The organism is Citrobacter sp. R4, assembly GCF_026719175.1.
In the GTDB taxonomy this organism is placed as follows: Bacteria; Pseudomonadota; Gammaproteobacteria; order Enterobacterales; family Enterobacteriaceae; genus Citrobacter_A; species Citrobacter_A sedlakii.
In genome coordinates this window covers 17,089-33,807 of sequence record NZ_JAPPSU010000001.1, presented here as the reverse complement: position 1 = coordinate 33,807, position 16,719 = coordinate 17,089, and the positions used below count along the sequence as shown (strand labels likewise).

Genomic DNA, 16,719 nt, shown 5'->3' with positions numbered 1-16,719 from the left:
TGAGAGGAGTTGGGGCATCCCTGCCCCGGATAACGAGGTGGAACCTCAGAACTCGTAGCCCACCGAAACCTTAAAGGTTCGCGGTTCGCCCTGCGTGATATAGGTGCCGGAATCGTCCACGCTGGCCCAGTAGTTCTCGTTGGTGACGTTATCAATACCGGCACGAACCACCATTTGATTCTGACTCTGGTTGACAGCAAAACGATAGCGCACGCCGAGATCCAGCGTGGTGTAGTCATTAAGCTTTTTGCTGTTGGCCAGATCGGCATACTGCGAACCGGAGTGATTCACCCGCGCGGTGGCGGTAAGCCCTTCAACCGGTTTAATGTCATACTCCGCGCCGAGTACCGCATAGAAGTTCGGAACACCAATCGCCTCATTCCCCTGATTCACCCCGTTGTTGGTTTTGGTCAGCGTTGCCTGCAGCCAGGTGGCGCTGGCGTTCAGACGCAGCCCCAGCGTCGGTTCGCCGAATACGTTCAGCTCCACGCCGCGGTTACGCTGTTCTGCATCCAGCCCGTAATGTTTGGTTTCACTGTCGAGGATGGCCGTCGGCATTTTTATCTCAAACAGCGCCAGCGAGCCGCCCACGCGGCCAAAGTCCGCCTTCACGCCGACCTCATTTTGCTTAGAATGAACGATGCCGGTGCTCTGACCGTAGTTAACGGCGGTGTTGGGCGCAGTTTTTCCCGGCTGTAGCGCTTCGGTATGGTTGGCGTAGAGCGAGATTTCCTCCCACGGTTTATAAACCACGCCATAGGTTGGCATCCAGCGGCTGCCGTCAAAACCGTCAGCGGGGTTTTCCGCCCCTGTCATTTTGTCATAGCCGCGAATCACCACCTTCTGATGGCGGGCACCGACGGTGAACAACAGTTTGTCGTCGAATACGCCCAGCGTATCGCTCAGCAACCAGCCTTGTGTGCGGGTACGCCCGCTGGTTCGGGGGTCGCTATAATCTCCCCCCTTCCCGTTCGAGTTTGTGCTGTCCGGAGCGGCCACCCCGCCGTTGTGATAAATATTGGTGTACGGATTTTCCGCCGTTTTCGACATTTTCCACGCGATCTTTTCGTTTTTGCTTTGCGCCGAATAACCGACGTTCACCTTGTGCGAAACAAAGCCAGTGTCGAACTGCCCGCGAAGGCCTGCCATTCCGCTCACTGTGTCGCTAATGCGATTGGTGTCGAGTCGGCTGACCATGGCCCTGCCGCTCTTGTCCAACAGTTTCGGCGCGCTGTAGATGCCTTCTTCGTGCGCGTGCTGCGCGCCGAGACCGGTATACGCCGTCCAGCTGTCGGTGATGTCGTACTCGCTGCGCCACATCCCGAACGTGTTGTCGATATCGCTGTAGGCCCACTTCTGCGAGAAATTGCGGTTATTGTCCGGGGGGGCAGGAATGAAATCGACCACGGAGATATTGACGCTGGTCGGGCTGCCGTGGAAGGTTTTTTTCTGATAGCCCAGATCCAGCGAGGTGCGGAAACGGTCGCCTTTGTAATCCAGACCGGTAGAAAGCAGCGTGGTACGGCGGCGGTCATCAGTAATGGTCGTTTCACCTTCGCGGTGAACCAGGTTCACGCGCGCGCCGAACTGGTCGTTGTCGCCAAAGCGACGGCCTGCATCGAGCGTGGCGCCAATCTGTGAATCGGAGGTGTAGTCCACGCCCACTTTCGCCTGCGGCGCGTCGCCCGCATGCTTTGGCTCAAGGTTGATCATCCCGCCTACGCCGGAACTTGCCGCGCCGTTCATCAGGGCGTTTGCCCCTTTGAAAATTTCAATGCGCTCGACCATCTGGGCATCCACTACCTGACGCGGCAGCACGCCGGACAGCCCGCCAAAGGTCATGTCATCGCCGTCAAACTTCAGGCCGCGGATGCGGAAGGTTTCGGCGCTGTTGCCGTACCCCTGAACGTACTGTACGCCCGCGTCGTTAGCCACCACGTCAGCAATGGTTTTTGCCTGCTGATCCTCCACCAGCTTCGCGGTGTAGCTGATGATGCTGAACGGCACGTCCATGGCGTTCTGCTGACCGAGCATCCCCAGCCTGCCGCCGTTAGCAACCTGACCGTCAAGAAACGCGGGCATCGGCGTGTCGCCGCCGGGAACGAAGTCGCCGCGCGTGGCCGCCTGCACTACGATGGTGTCTTCCGGGTGAACCGCTTTTTCTGCCGCCCATGCGGAGACTGAGAGCGCGCTGACCGTCAGCGCCAGAGCTGTTTTGGTGTTGTTCATGTGAATGCCATAGAAATAAGAAAAACGGTGCCGGACAGCATCCTGCCCGGCCTTGTTATTATTTGTTCAGCGCAATGCGCACCACGCTGTCCGGCGCGTCGGTGGAATGGTCTTTATTGAATTTTTGCTTTACGGTGACGTAGAGGGTCTGACCATCCGCAGAAAGCAGCAGGCTGTTGGGATTCGGCGGCAGGTCCCAGCTTTTTTTCAGGCGGTAATCGGTCGCGTTGAGGCTAAGCAATTTTCCGGATTCACGCTGGGTAATGTAGATCTCGTTACGTTTCGGGTTGAACGTCACGGCTAAGGAATCCCCCACGTCCAGTTGCTTCAGCACTTTGCCGCTGTGGATATCCAGCACCAACGTGGTTTTGGCTTTCGAGTTGTCGGTAACGAACAGACGACCGGTTTGCGGATCTTCCGCCATATTCAGCAGCAGAGCCGGTTTGTCGCCCAGTGGCTTCCAGCGCTTCTCGACGCGCTGATTGCGTGGGTTGATCACCAGGATCTCGCCGCCGCCGTTCGCGGCATAAATACGCTGCGTGGTGTCTGAGTAGTGCAGTCCGGTCATCCATTTACCGGTGTTTTTGATGCGGGTTTTCAGCTTCAGCGTACCGGCGTCCACCACCCAAATCACTGCCGGATCGGCAACCGCGCCCACATACAGCAGCCCGTTATGCAGTAGCACCTGACGGGCGCCGTAAGGGAAGCCTTCCGGGTTACGCTCCGGGAACAGAATCCGATTTTTGACTTTGCCGTCTGCGGTATTGATTGCGCTCAGCCCGCCGTCCAGCGAATTTGTGACATAAACCGTTTTCCCCTCCGCTGACATCGCCATACCGAAGTTTTTCAGATCGGTATGGCTGCGACCCAGAGTTTGCAGAGTGTTAGCATCCAGCTTATAGACCACGCCGCCCTGCACGTCCTTAAAGCCTTCTGCGCTGGCGACGTACAGCGCATCGCCTGCCGGGTTTAGCGCCATTTCGTACAGGCCATCCGCCAGATCGCGCTTAATAAGATCCGTCGCAGCCGCTGACGCGGCCACATGTTCTGTCGTTGCCGGGGTCGCGGTGGCCGACGGCGTCGTGGCGCAGCCGGTTAACGCCGCCGCGATCAGCAGCGCGAGGACGGTGGTGGTCTTTTTCATGCCGGGTTCCTTACCGAAAGAGGCAATGCATTAAAATAATAAAGAGAATGAGAACTATACTTATTCTCTTTTTCATCGCAAGCAAATTTCGCTTAAAAAAGACCCTTTTTGAAACAGGGGTTCGGAATGTGAGGAGTCCCACCGAAAAATGGGCGAATCGAGAATTTCTGCGAATTATTCTGGACGAAAAGGCATGACAGACCACAAAATGCAGATTGCTGTTTTTTCCATAAATATCAAAAGTATGACTTAACCTAAATCGCGTCATTCTTGGGATGGTTACGCCAGGCTACGGGTGTCATGAATAAGATCATTAAACGACTCGAAATCGTTAAAAGCGCTATCGAACTTGAAGATCAGCAGATTATCCAGCAGCAGCTTGTGCATTTAAAACAAGAGGCTGGCGATCCTGCTCTTTACGCCATTGCCCTCGCCATTGAATCGGGTCGATTCAGCGATGCCATGCGCGACATCGCCGCCTGGCTGCAAAATCAACGTGCCCTCACCCATTGGCAGGACCCGGCCATCGCCGCCAGCAAGCTGGAGCTTAAGGCGCTGGAAGCCCAGTTGCGCGAGCTGATCGACACCCGTAATACCCGCATTCAGATCCTCGACGAATTTAATGACCAGTATCACCTGCGTCTTGGCCCCTTGATGAGCCGGATTCTGGCGTTGCGCCAACAACTGGCGGCCAGCGCCCGGCGCAAACAGGAAGTGGAACGTCAACGGCGTGAAAAGGATTATCGTGCCTGCCAGCAGTATATTTCGCTGGCTATCGAAAGGTTAGCGCAGCTCAAACTGCAATGGATGGCGATAAGTTCAACCTCCCGCGAAGCCGTAACAGTGCGAGAGCGTATTCAGCAGCAAACGGAACTGATTGCCGATCTGCTCGCTGAAATCCGCGAGCTGGAAAGCGACGCCACCCACCATGATGACGGCGCGGCCCGTCAGGCGCAGGAAGACGCGGCCCATGAATATCAGGAATACCAGGAACAGCAGCAGGACGCCCTGCACCGTTTTGCCCGCGACCAGCGTCTTTCCGCAGACGAACGCAGTGAGCTTAAGCGCCTGTGGCGACAAGCCAGCCGCCTGTGTCATCCTGACGTGGTCGCCGATGATCTTAAAGAGAAGGCGCATCAGATGATGGTGAAGCTTAACCTCGCGCGGCAGAATGCCGATCTGGCGGCAATTCGTTCGCTGCTTTCGCAGTTGCAAAGCGGTCTGGAGCCGATGATGGCCAGCGACAGGCTGAATAATCTGGAACATTTGCAGAAAAAAATTCGCCAGTTGCGCAGCCAGATAGAAGCGTTACTGAAAGAGATTGCGGAACTGGAAGCGGAAAACGCCTGGCGTCTGGCGACATCGGTACAGGACAAAGAAGCGTATTTCGCTGAGCAGGAGCGCGCATTAGCTGCGCTTCGCGATACGCTGGAAGTGCAGGTAAAACACGTCGAGCAGGAACTGCTGGCAGGTTAACCGCAACGTTTTGTCGGTGTGTTACAAAATCCCTGCTGTTGGGTTGAAGCCCCGATAAACGCCTCAATTGGCTTAAAGAAAACGTTTTAAGCGGCATACGGCTTAGCGCAACTCTACGCAGAATCCCTCAGTGATGCAGAGGGATTTTTTTCCCCGTGGAGTCATCTGAACGCACAGCCATTTACTCTGTACTATGAATAACGTTTTAATAAGGCCGGGATCGCCTCCGGCGGGATCGGCGGTGAAAAATAAAATCCCTGGGCTTTATCGCAGCCCATCCCAATCAGCCAATCGTTTTGCGCTTCCTCTTCGACGCCTTCCGCCAGAGCCTCAACCCCAACGTTATGCGCCAGAGAAATGATCCCCTCCACCAGTTGCGCCGATCTCGCCCCTTCCGGCACCGCCGCAAGAAACGATTTATCCATCTTTAAGGTGTCAAAGGGATAGCGCAGCAAATAGTCAAGATTGGCGTGTCCGGTGCCAAAGTCATCCAGCGCGAAGGTGATCCCCAGCGCCTTCAGCTCACGCATATTTTTCGCCGCGATCTGGCATTCGCACAGAGGCTGTGTTTCCGTGACCTCAATTGCACAACGCCGCGGGTCCAGACCGTATTTCGCAAGATTATGCTGGACCCGCGCGGGTAATTGCGGGTCACATAGTTCTAGGGCCGAGAAATTGATCGACAATGACAGGTATTCAGGCCAGCCTGCCGCCGTCTCCCACGGCGTTTTCGTCACCATCTCTTCCACGGCCAGGAACTGACCGCTGTTTTCTAACAGTGAAATAAACATATCCGGCGGCACCATTCCCATTTCCGGGCTGTTCCAGCGCATCAACGCCTCGAATGCGCAAATGCGTCCGGTGCGCAAATTAAAGATCGGCTGATATACCATATAAAGCTGCTGAGTCTGTTTCGCGCCTTTTAAGGCTTTCAGCACGGCGCCGGAATCTGCCACTTTTCCCTCCTGATGTTATCCTTCCATTGGGTACCACGCCGCGCGCATCGCCCTCGCGAAGTCGTACCTGAACCAGGAATATTACAGGCAAACTTACGACAGGAAGGATAAGCGATGGTTGAATCTGACTATCAATTTATTCAGTTCCGCAGAGTTTGCCAAACCCAGCTTCACAATAATTTTCATCTTATGCGTCTGGATGGTTTTGTAACTCAGGCTGACCAGGCTTGAGATCTCCTGCGGTGAATAACCGCCCACCAGTAAACGGAGAACCTGCTGCTCGCGGTCGGTCAGTCTTTTTTGTGAACGAAATAGCTGCGGGCTCCAGTACTCGCTCGCCAGTGTGGCCAGTCGTCGGTAATCCCGTAGCGGTGATTTATCCGTCAATACGATGGCCTTTTCAACATACAATAACTCGGTGCACAGTTTTGCCAGACGACTGTCAGCGATAACCACCACCGTATTGTCGTGAACGTTAAATCTGTTTTTATTTAAATAATTCACAAAGTCCGCACAGGCGTGTTTGTGGCTGGTGAGATTAAAAATCATCGTACGATGGCGATAACGCGCGGCGTTATTGACCATAACCCGCCAAGGGACAGGCGTGACTTCAACATGTTTACTTTTTAAATAGTCAGAGATGCCCTGACCCACAAAATCTCCACATCCACTCATTAACATGAGAGCCTCCCTTCTGGTTTAAATTTTTATAAAGTTTTAAGCTTATTGCTCAACAAAATATTAATGATGACTTTTTCGACCCCGGACTCCTCACGAGGATGTTTGAATTGAAATTTGCAGGAGATTTGTTGACTGGCATAAAGCTGATTATTTTCGTCAAATTCTTGTATGGGTACGACGTTGACCACTCTGAGATCCAGGTGGAGCGAACCGAACTGTTCAAATTCAAGCAATGCCCCTTTGATTAGCGCGTCTTTATACAGAAATCGCGTATTCACACTCGGTGACATTAGCGCACAGCCGCCGCGGGAGATATTTTTGATTTGTAGACTGTAATTTTCGCCGTTTTTATAACGACCCAGACAATAAAAATGCTGGCCTTTCAGAAAGGAAAAGCGCTGATGTTGCCGACGTTGCACAAAAAAAATGACGTCAGGAATGTAATACGCCAGTCCGCCCTTCATTTTAGCCGTCAGCGAGGGACTAAACCTGGCGTTAAACTTAATAATGCCTCTTTCGCTATGCAGAATGAAATGCTGGATCGAAGAAGGAATAACCTCGCTGCGTTCAACAATAACGAAATAATCAAAGTCCACCTTTTCCAGCTGCGTGACCACACTGTTTTCCTTGAATTTCAACTCCAGTTTGGTTTTTCTGAGAAGTTCTTCACGAATAATGGCCACGATTTCAAATTTATTTTCCTTTGCCATTCCAAATCCCATAGTCAATCCTTATTTTTCGTAATTCAGATACTTCTCATTTAATTAAAATAAAAAAGAAGGAGAATTTTCCTGACTGATAGTTTTTTTTACCATAAGGGATTCTCTTTCAGATATTTCGCACGATATTAAGTTTTTAGCTATTTTTATTGATTAATTGATTTGTAAAAACATTCAGTGAAGTGTAAAACTGGCCCACTTTATGCGTGCAAAAATCCCAACTTAACGAAAATTTCATTACAAAAAGGGATAATTCGGCTAAAAAATGCAGCACCATGAAATAAAAAAATGGACGAGGGGAAGGGCTTTCAGTACGCGATAAACATCGCTGTTTTTCTGCGCAACACGCTGGTGAATATGTCCTCAGTCACGTCGAGCGGAATTAATCCGCTCTTTCAGGAGAAAATAAATACAAAAAATGATGAAAAAAACGCTTACAGGAGAGGAAAAACAGCGAGGGATTTCATTCAAACGAAATGAAGGTATCCGACCGGTGCGGTGACACCAGGTCGGATAATGTGAATAAGATTATCTCCTCCCTGCGGCATGATGCCTGCGCAACCACATCAGCTTATAGGCGGCGGGAATAATAAACAGCGACAACAGCGGCGCGGTAATCATCCCACCAATCATTGGCGCGGCGATGCGGCTCATCACCTCTGACCCGGTCCCTGTGCCCCATAAAACAGGCAGCAGACCGGCAATGATAACCGCCACGGTCATCGCTTTCGGCCGCACCCGGAGTACCGCGCCGTGATAAAGCGCATCGTCGAGTTTCTCTGCCGTGAAGGTCTGCGGATTATTCAGCGCTGGCTCGGCCTCTATGGCATGACGCAGGTACATCAACATCACCACGCCAAACTCAGCGGCGACGCCGGCAAGGGCGATAAACCCGGTTCCCGTCGCCACCGACAAATGGAACCCCATCCCGTAAAGAAACCAGATCCCGCCCACCAGCGCAAACGGCACGCTGGTAATGATTAACAGCGCCTCGCCAACGCGACGGAACGCCAGGTACAGCAGAACAAAAATGATCATCAGCGTCATCGGCACCATCATTTTAAGCTTATGATTCGCCCGCTCCAGCAGTTCAAACTGTCCGGAAAACGCGACGCTGGTGCCGGGCTTCATCTGCACGTTTTTCGCAATCGCCTGCTTGAGATCGTTCACCACGGAAACCATATCCCTGTCGCGGGCGTCGATGTAGATCCAACTGGTGGGGCGCGCATTTTCCGTTTTTAACATCGACGGGCCGGACGTGATGTTGACCTCCGCCACATCAGCCAGCGTGATTTGCTGTTTTAACGGCGTCAAAATCGGCAACTGCCGTAGCGCCTGCGGGCCGTCGCGATAGTTCTGCGGATAACGCAGATTAATCGGATAGCGAGCGATGCCCTCCACGGTCTCCCCCACCATCGCCCCGCCGATCGCAGAGGAGACGAACAGCTGTACGTCGCCGACCGTCATCCCGTAGCGCGCCGCTTTTTCCCGATCGATGTCGATATGGAGATAACGTCCGCCTTCCAGACGTTCCGCCAGCGCAGAGGTTACCCCCGGTACAGTTCTCGCGACGTTCTCGATCTGTTCGGCCATCGCGTCAATATCCGCCAGCACGTTGCCGGACACTTTGATGCCAATGGGACTTTTGATGCCGGTGGAAAGCATATCGATGCGGTTACGAATCGGCGGCACCCACAGGTTTGCCAGCCCCGGCAGACGAACGGTCTGGTCCAGTTGCTCAATGATTTTTTCCATCGTCATCCCCGGACGCCACTGATCCTGCGGCTTAAGCTGAATGGTGGTTTCCACCATTTCCAGCGGTGCGGAATCCGTTGCGGTTTCTGCTTTGCCGGTTTTGCCGAAAACCCGCGCCACTTCCGGCACGCTCATAATCAGCTTATCGGTTTTCTGCAACATGCTGGCCGCTTCCGCCGCCGAGATCCCCGGTAGCGTGGAAGGCATATACAGCAAGTCGCCTTCGTTAATCTGCGGTAAGAACTCGCCGCCCACTTTGCCGAGCGGCCAGACAACCGTCAGGACAGAAAGTAGCGCCAACAGCAGCGTGGTTTTCGGCCAGCGCAGCACGTTCAGCAGCAGCGGATGGTAAAGACGGATCAACAAGCGGTTCAGGGGATTGCGGCTTTCCGCCGGAATATTGCCGCGGATCCACAGCCCCATCAGCACAGGAATCACCACAATCGCCAGCAGCGCCGCACCGGCCATTGCCCAGGTTTTTGTGAACGCCAGCGGCCCGAACAGACGCCCTTCCTGGCCTTCCAGGGTAAAGATAGGGATGAATGAAAGGGTAATAATTAACAGACTGATAAACAACGCAGGTCCCACCTCGACGGAGGCTTGCGTAATCACCTGCCAGCGCGTCTCGTTATCGATGTTTTTCCCCGGATGCTGATGCGCCCACTCCTCCAGCCGTTTATGGGCGTTTTCGATCATCACAATCGCAGCGTCGACCATTGCGCCAACGGCGATAGCGATACCGCCAAGCGACATGATATTGGCGTTAAGTCCCTGAAAATGCATCACAATAAATGCAAAACACAATCCCAGCGGCAAAGAAATGATCGCCACCAGCGCGGAACGCAGGTGCCAGAGAAACAGCGCGCAGACCAGCGCCACGACAATGAACTCTTCCAGCAGCTTATCGCTAAGATTGTCGATGGCGCGGTCAATCAGCCCGCTGCGATCGTAGGTTGTTACGATCTCCACCCCTTCCGGCAAACTGCGTTTCAGGGTGTCCAGCTTGTTCTTCACGGCGGAGATAACCTCGCGCGCATTTTTCCCGGAGCGCAGGATCACCACCCCGCCCGCCACTTCGCCATCGCCGTTCAGTTCGGCGATCCCCCGGCGCATTTCAGGACCGATTTGCACCCTCGCCACATCGCGCAGATACACCGGCACGCCGTTTTCATTCGTCTTCAGGACGATATGATTGAAATCCTCCAGCGATTGCAGATAGCCGCTGGCGCGCACCATGTATTCCGCTTCCGCCAGTTCGACCGACGACCCGCCCGCCTCTTGATTTGACGTGCTCAGCGCGGCCTTTACCTCCGCCAGGCTGATGCCGTACTGGGCAAGTTTCATCGGATCAATGACCACCTGATATTCTTTCACCACCCCGCCGACCGAAGCCACCTCCGACACGTCGGGAATCGTTTTAAGTTCATATTTCAGAAACCAGTCTTGTAACGAACGCAATTCGGCCAGATCGTGCTTACCGCTGCGATCGACCAGCGCATATTCAAAGATCCAGCCAACGCCTGTGGCGTCCGGTCCCATTTCCGCGCTCACTCCGGTGGGAAGTTTTCCCTGCACCTGATTAAGATATTCAAGCACTCGCGAACGCGCCCAGTACGGATCGGTGCCGTCTTCAAAAATGACGTACACATACGAATCGCCAAACTGCGAGAAGCCGCGCACCGTTTTGGCGCCCGGCACGGACAGCATCGTGGTCGTTAACGGATACGTGACCTGATTTTCCACGATTTGCGGCGCCTGCCCTGGGTAACGCGTTTTGACAATCACCTGCACATCGGAGAGATCGGGTAGCGCGTCCACTGGCGTATTCACAATGGTCCAGGTTCCCCAGACGCCAAGGAAAAGCGCGCCAATGACGATCAGAAAACGGTTGGCGACCGAGCGGCGGATTATCCATTCAATCATCTGCGTTCTCCTCAGTGCGCATGCGCGGCGGGCGTGGATGTGTCAGGAGTGGACGCCGCTCGCATTCGATCCAGCGCGCCAGCGATATTCGCTTCGGAGTCAATCAAAAACAGACCGCTGGAAACCACGTTTTCCCCTTCTTGCAAGCCGGAACGGATTGCCGTTAATCCCTGCGATGACTGGAATACCGACACCCGTTTCGGCACAAAGCGCCCTTCGTTATCAACCGTAATCACCCGCTGTTCGCTGCCGGTGTCGATCAGCGCTTTTGTCGGGATCAGCAGCATTGGCTCGCTTTGGCTGTTGAGGCTAAGAAAAGCGTTCATGCCTGGCTTCAGCGCTTCGTCGGGGTTGTCCACTTCCAGACGCAGTTGCAGGGTACGGGTTGAGGCATCCGCACTCGGCAACAGCGTCCATTTGCGGAAGGTGAAATGCATGTCGGGACGGGCCGGTATGGTCAGGGAAAACTGCGAGGCGTCTTTAATCAGCCACGCAATGGACTCCGGCACGGCAGCCGTTACCCAGACCGGATTCATTCCCTGAATCCTCGCCACCACGTTATCTTTGCTGATGTTCATTCCGGCGCGTAAATCAAAGGCGGTAATCACGCCGTCGATCGGCGCGGTGAGGGTGAAGCGGGTCTGAATCTTGCGGGTGGTAATCAGGCGGCGAAGATCCGCTTCCGGCATGCCGGCCAGCCGCAGGCGTTCAAGGATCCCCTCAACCTGGCTGGCGGTTCCGCCTGTCTCCTTCAGCAGCAGATATTCACTTTGCGCTTCCACCCAGTCAGGAATGGTCAGCTCAAGCAGCGGCGCGCCCTTTTTCACTTTATCGCCGACGGTCAACGGCCAGACTTTTTCGATAAACCCGGCGGCGCGCGCCTGCATAATCGCATACTGATATTCGTTGTAGCTGACGTTCGCCGGGAAAGTCTGCGCAAAGGTCAGCGCCCCCCGGCGAACGACCCCGGTTTTCACGCCGAGGTTTTGCGTCTGTGTGGGGTCAATCCGCACGCCCGGCGCGGCGGCGTTTGCGCTTTCTTCATCGGCGTATTTCGGCACCAGGTCCATATCCATAAAGGGCGATTTCCCCGGCTTGTCGAAGCGGGTTTTCGGGTACATCGGGTCGTACCAGAACAGCACCTTGCGGGCGTCGTTTTGTGCGGTAGACGACGCATCGTCAGGCCCGCGATCGGCTGTGAAATATGCGTAACCGCCCACGGCGATAAGTCCGCCAGCCACCATGCTGCCGATAATCAGCGCGATATTTTTCATGAGGTCATGCCCAACGTTGAAATAAAGTAAAATTACTGACGCTTAATGTCCTGCAATAACGAAAGATTCCCCTGCTGGACAAAATGAAAGGTGACGCTATCGCCAGGCGTGATCCCGTTAAGCTGCGTTTGCGGCGTGAGGGTAAAGCGCATGGTCATGGCCGGCCAGTTCAGCGCCGGGATCGGCTCGTGCGCAATGGTGACCTTCTTGCTTTCCCCGTCTATGGCTTTGACGACTCCCGTTGCGCTCACCACCGGGCTGTGTTCAGCGGCAATCATCCCGTCATGATGATGTTCACTGGCCTGAACATGGGCTGCCAGCACAGAGAGAACCGTTACTACGACTGCTTTAAAGAGATTGTTCATAAGTCACCTTTCAGAAGGAGTGAATTTTGCCGGACGGCGACTGGCGCCTGAACCGGCTACAGGAGGCCTGGCCCGCTGCCGGGGGATTTATTCCACCCAGCCGCCGCCGAGGGCGGTATACAGTTTGATTTCGTTAACCTGGCGGGCGTAATTGAGGTCCAGCAACGTTTGTTGGGTTGAAAACAACGAACGCTCCGCGTCCAGCACGTCGATGTAACTCACCGCACCGTGGCGATAGAGCGCTCTGGCGCGTTGCAGGGTAATGTGCAGCGACGCGAGGTAGCGTTGCTGGCCGCGAATCTGCCCGGCCAGACTCTGGCGCAGCGCCAGCGCGTCAGCGACCTCTTTAAACGCGTTCTGGATTTTTTGCTCGTAATTGACCACCGACTGCTGTTGACGGATCTCGGCCAGATCGAGACTGGCCTGATTACGACCGGCATTGAAAATCGGCAGCTCCACCTTTGGGATGAAGCTCCACATGCCGCCCGCCGCGCTGAATAAGTTCGTCAGATCGCTGCTGCTGCCGGAAATACCGCTGGTCAGGCTAATGGAAGGGAAAAACGCCGCCCGCGCCGCGCCAATATTGGCGTTCGCCGCCATCAGCGTATGCTCTGCCTCCATAATGTCCGGTCGTTGCAATAAGATGTGCGACGACAGCGCAGGCGGCAGGGTTACAGCATGGAGATCGCCCTCGCCAGCGGCGTTTTCCTCCGGTAGCCGGGCATAGGCGCCCAGCAGAAGCTGTAACGCGTTATTGGCCTGCGCCAGTTCCCCCTGACGTTTGGCGATGTCGCTGCGGGTGCTTTCAATAACGCCGCGCGCCTGTTCCAGCGCCAGCACATTACTGGTACCGGTGACCAGTTGCTTTTCCACCAGCGCATAAGAACGCTGATAATTGCCTAACGTTTCTTCGGCAACCCGAAGTTGAGCCGCCGCAAGTCGCTGACTGAAATAGCTTTGCGCCACGTTCGAAACCAGCAAAATATGGACCGCCCGACGGGCTTCTTCGCTGGCAAAAAAGTTTTGCCGGTCGGCTTCGCTCATGTTTTTCAGCCGACCAAAGAAATCCAGATCAACACTGAGATTCAGTCCCGCGTCGTATTCGCGGCTGGTTCCGCTGTCGCCCTTGAGATTTCCGCTCCAGCTTCCGCTGCCTTCTGCGTTCAACTGCGGATAGCGGTCGGCGTCGGTGACCCGGTACTGCGCCCTCGCCTCCTGCACTTTCAGCGTCGCCATGCGTAAATCCCGGTTATTACGCAACGCCTCGCTAATAAACGTTTTGACTTGAGGATCAACAAAAAACTGCCGCCAGCCGCTGTCCTGATAGTTCGCAGGCGCGGTCATCAGACGGTTGTGGCTCAGCGAAAACTGCTGCGGCACCGGTAAGGCCGGGCGCTGGTAGTCCGGCGCCAGCGAGCATCCTGCCAGCAGCAGCGCCGTGCTGAGAGTAAAAAACCTGAATGTGCACATAAGCCTGATTAACATAAGGAAAGATGCGGGTAACTTTACCTGGCGCTCTCTGTTCAGTCGGTGACAGCAAAATGACAAAGCTGTCATTTTCCCGGAAGGCGATTGCTATCCGATCTGACTTCTCTAGAATTGGGAGACGCCACGTCAACAGGCGGCGGAAGGAGGATGCGTTGAAGATACTGATCGTCGAAGATGAGAAAAAAACCGGGGAGTATCTGACCAAAGGGCTGACGGAAGCGGGCTTTGTGGTCGATCTTGCGGATAACGGCCTGAATGGCTATCACCTGGCGATGACCGGCGACTACGACCTGCTCATTCTCGACATTATGCTGCCCGACGTTAACGGCTGGGATATTGTGCGTATGCTGCGCGCTGGCGGAAAAGGGATGCCGATTCTGTTACTCACGGCGCTCGGCACCATTGAACACCGGGTGAAGGGACTGGAATTAGGCGCGGACGATTATCTGGTTAAGCCGTTCGCCTTCGCCGAGCTGCTGGCGCGCGTCAGAACGCTGCTGCGGCGCGGCGCCGCGGTGATTGTTGAAAGTCAGTTTCAGGTGGCGGACCTGAATGTCGATCTGGTCAGTCGCAAAGTCAGCCGGAGCGGAATGCGGATCACTCTCACCAGCAAAGAGTTTACCCTGCTTGAGTTCTTTCTCCGTCACCAAGGCGAGGTACTGCCGCGCTCGCTGATCGCCTCCCAGGTGTGGGATATGAATTTCGACAGCGACACCAATGCCATCGATGTCGCCGTGAAACGTCTGCGCGGCAAGATTGATAATGACTTCGAACCCAAACTGATTCAGACCGTGCGCGGCGTGGGCTACGTGCTTGAGGTGCCGGATGCGCAGTAAGCGACCTTTTTCCCTGGCGACACGCCTGACTTTTTTTATCAGCCTTGCCACAGTCGCCGCTTTCTTTGCCTTCGCCTGGATCATGATCCAGTCGGTAAAAGTCCATTTTGCCGAACAGGACGTGAACGATCTCAATGAAATTAGCGCCACGCTGGAGCGCATACTCAGCCATTCCGATGAACCGGAATCCCGGCGGCTGGAGATTGTGCAAAATGTGGTTGCTGGTTATTCAAACGTCCTCATTGCGCTGGAGGACACCCGCGGGCGGGCGCTTCTGCATTCGCCTGGCGCGCCGGACATCCGGCAATTTCTCGCCACCGCCGAGCCGGACACCACCGTTCCCGGCGGCAACGTGTGGCTGATCAACGAGCCAGCGAAGCAAATGACCGGACACGGCACCCACGCCAGCTGGCGCATGATCCGCCTGCCGGTCGGTCCGCAGATTGACGGTAAACCGGCATATACTCTGTACATGGCGTTGTCGATCGACTTTCACCTCCATTACATTAACGATCTGAAAAACAAGCTGATCATGACCGCGTCGATCATTAGCCTGGTGATCGTCTTTCTGGTTTTATTCGCGGTCTATAAAGGACACGCGCCGATTCGCCGCGTTAGCCGACAGATCCAGAACATTACCTCGAAAGATCTCGACGTTCGCCTTGACCCGCAAAATGTCCCCATTGAGCTGGAACGACTGGTGCTCTCTTTCAACCACATGCTGGAACGTATTGAAGATGTCTTTACCCGCCAGTCTAATTTTTCTGCCGACATCGCGCATGAGATCCGCACGCCCATCACCAACCTGGTGACGCAGACGGAGATTGTTCTTAGCCAGCCGCGAACTCAAAAGGAACTGGAAGAGGTGCTCTATTCCAGCCTTGAGGAACTGAGCCATATGGCAAAAATGGTCAGCGACATGCTGTTCCTGGCCCAGGCGGATAACCACCAGCTTATTCCAGAGAAAAAAGCGCTTAATCTGGCCGAGGAAGTCAGTAAGGTGTTCGACTTTTTTGAAGCGCTGGCAGAGGAGCGTGGCGTCACGCTGCGCCTTGAGGGCTGCCCGTGCCATGTTTTCGGCGATCCGGGAATGTTGCGCAGAGCGCTGAGCAATTTATTATCAAACGCGTTGCGTCATACGCCTGGCGGCGAAACCGTCATCGTCAGGCTAAAAGAGATTGACGATCGGGTGCGCATTGAGGTTGAAAACCCGGGAACGCCGGTTGCGGCGGAACATCTGCCGCGTCTGTTTGATCGTTTCTATCGCGTGGACCCCTCCCGCCAGCGCAAGGGCGAAGGCAGCGGCATAGGCCTGGCGATCGTCAAGTCGATTGTGACGGCGCATCACGGAAAAGTGTCGGTGACGTCTGACGCCCGCGCGACCCGCTTTACGCTGAGTTTGCCGAAAGCGCTGCGCTGACAGGTCGCTACCGGTGGCGTCAGCGCTAAGAATCCTCCTAAATCAAAGGAGGCAATGGCGGTGAATTTTTAACCCACACAAAATTTTAACATTACATACACATAGTGATATTGCCCGGCGGGCGATATCCAACACGTCACGGCTCCTGACGTCACTGTTTTTCCTCCGCCCGCCTTTTCGTCAACCTATGACCACGCCAATGCGGTTACGCTAAATAATTCCACCTGGCGCACAATTTTTATTCTTCTTTGAAACAAAAAATCCGAAAAAAAAGGCATGTCTGGCCGCTGACTATTTATCCGGCAAATTATTAACAGAATAGCGTTATTACCGTCAGAATTTTGTGCGTGTCCGATCACGGTCATTATTGTTAATCGCACGTTGTCATTTTTTAAATCGATAGAATTCAAATTATTGCAAAGCAAAAAAGGTCATTCTTATTTTTTATTGTGC

The 16,719-nt window shown here is 54.5% G+C and carries 12 protein-coding genes; 3 read left to right on the top strand and 9 right to left on the bottom strand.

Annotation, left to right across the window (positions count from 1 at the left end):
• Positions 1 to 45 precede the first annotated feature (45 nt).
• Together OOJ60_RS00155 and OOJ60_RS00150 are read right to left on the bottom strand one after the other, a co-directional pair.
• Complete coding sequence (locus OOJ60_RS00155; protein ID WP_205611730.1) at positions 46 to 2,229, bottom strand: TonB-dependent receptor; 2,184 nt, start codon at positions 2,227 to 2,229, stop codon at positions 46 to 48.
• 58 nt (positions 2,230 to 2,287) lie between these two features.
• Positions 2,288 to 3,373 carry a YncE family protein gene (locus OOJ60_RS00150; RefSeq protein ID WP_060568954.1) on the bottom strand — a complete coding sequence of 362 codons (1,086 nt, stop codon included), beginning with the start codon at positions 3,371 to 3,373 and terminating at the stop codon, positions 2,288 to 2,290.
• A 300-nt stretch (positions 3,374 to 3,673) separates the two neighbouring features.
• On the opposite strand from OOJ60_RS00150, the gene OOJ60_RS00145 reads away from it, so the two are divergent.
• Positions 3,674 to 4,849: a DnaJ family molecular chaperone gene (locus OOJ60_RS00145; protein ID WP_042285712.1), complete on the top strand. Its 1,176-nt coding sequence runs from the start codon at positions 3,674 to 3,676 to the stop codon at positions 4,847 to 4,849.
• A gap of 191 nt (positions 4,850 to 5,040) precedes the next feature.
• Here the strand turns inward: OOJ60_RS00145 and OOJ60_RS00140 are convergent, their stop codons facing one another.
• The 7 genes from OOJ60_RS00140 to OOJ60_RS00110 all read right to left on the bottom strand — a co-directional run bounded on the left by OOJ60_RS00140 (position 5,041) and on the right by OOJ60_RS00110 (position 13,992).
• The gene (locus tag OOJ60_RS00140) at positions 5,041 to 5,805 is read right to left on the bottom strand and encodes an EAL domain-containing protein (RefSeq protein WP_205611729.1); all 765 of its coding nucleotides are present in this window, start codon (positions 5,803 to 5,805) and stop codon (positions 5,041 to 5,043) included.
• A gap of 93 nt (positions 5,806 to 5,898) precedes the next feature.
• Complete coding sequence (locus OOJ60_RS00135; protein ID WP_060568957.1) at positions 5,899 to 6,486, bottom strand: helix-turn-helix transcriptional regulator; 588 nt, start codon at positions 6,484 to 6,486, stop codon at positions 5,899 to 5,901.
• Between the two features lie 26 nt (positions 6,487 to 6,512).
• On the bottom strand, positions 6,513 to 7,208 hold the full coding sequence (locus OOJ60_RS00130; RefSeq protein WP_205611728.1) for a flagellar brake protein: 696 nt from the start codon (positions 7,206 to 7,208) through the stop codon (positions 6,513 to 6,515).
• Between the two features lie 525 nt (positions 7,209 to 7,733).
• Entirely contained in the window at positions 7,734 to 10,883 is a 3,150-nt protein-coding gene (locus tag OOJ60_RS00125) for a CusA/CzcA family heavy metal efflux RND transporter (RefSeq protein WP_205611727.1), read from the bottom strand.
• Between the two features lie 11 nt (positions 10,884 to 10,894).
• Positions 10,895 to 12,157, bottom strand: a complete 1,263-nt coding sequence (locus OOJ60_RS00120; RefSeq protein WP_205611726.1) for an efflux RND transporter periplasmic adaptor subunit — start codon at positions 12,155 to 12,157, stop codon at positions 10,895 to 10,897.
• Between the two features lie 32 nt (positions 12,158 to 12,189).
• Positions 12,190 to 12,522, bottom strand: a complete 333-nt coding sequence (gene cusF, locus OOJ60_RS00115; RefSeq protein ID WP_205611725.1) for a cation efflux system protein CusF — start codon at positions 12,520 to 12,522, stop codon at positions 12,190 to 12,192.
• 87 nt (positions 12,523 to 12,609) lie between these two features.
• Positions 12,610 to 13,992: an efflux transporter outer membrane subunit gene (locus OOJ60_RS00110; RefSeq protein WP_205611724.1), complete on the bottom strand. Its 1,383-nt coding sequence runs from the start codon at positions 13,990 to 13,992 to the stop codon at positions 12,610 to 12,612.
• A gap of 170 nt (positions 13,993 to 14,162) precedes the next feature.
• Here OOJ60_RS00110 and cusR point away from each other — a divergent pair, with 170 nt between their 5' ends.
• Positions 14,163 to 14,846 (top strand): copper response regulator transcription factor CusR, encoded by a 684-nt coding sequence (gene cusR / locus OOJ60_RS00105; RefSeq protein ID WP_042285734.1) that lies wholly within the window; start codon positions 14,163 to 14,165, stop codon positions 14,844 to 14,846.
• Complete coding sequence (locus tag OOJ60_RS00100; RefSeq protein WP_205611723.1) at positions 14,836 to 16,266, top strand: Cu(+)/Ag(+) sensor histidine kinase; 1,431 nt, start codon at positions 14,836 to 14,838, stop codon at positions 16,264 to 16,266. Before cusR ends, OOJ60_RS00100 begins: the two co-directional genes overlap by 11 nt.
• Positions 16,267 to 16,719: the final 453 nt, after the last annotated feature.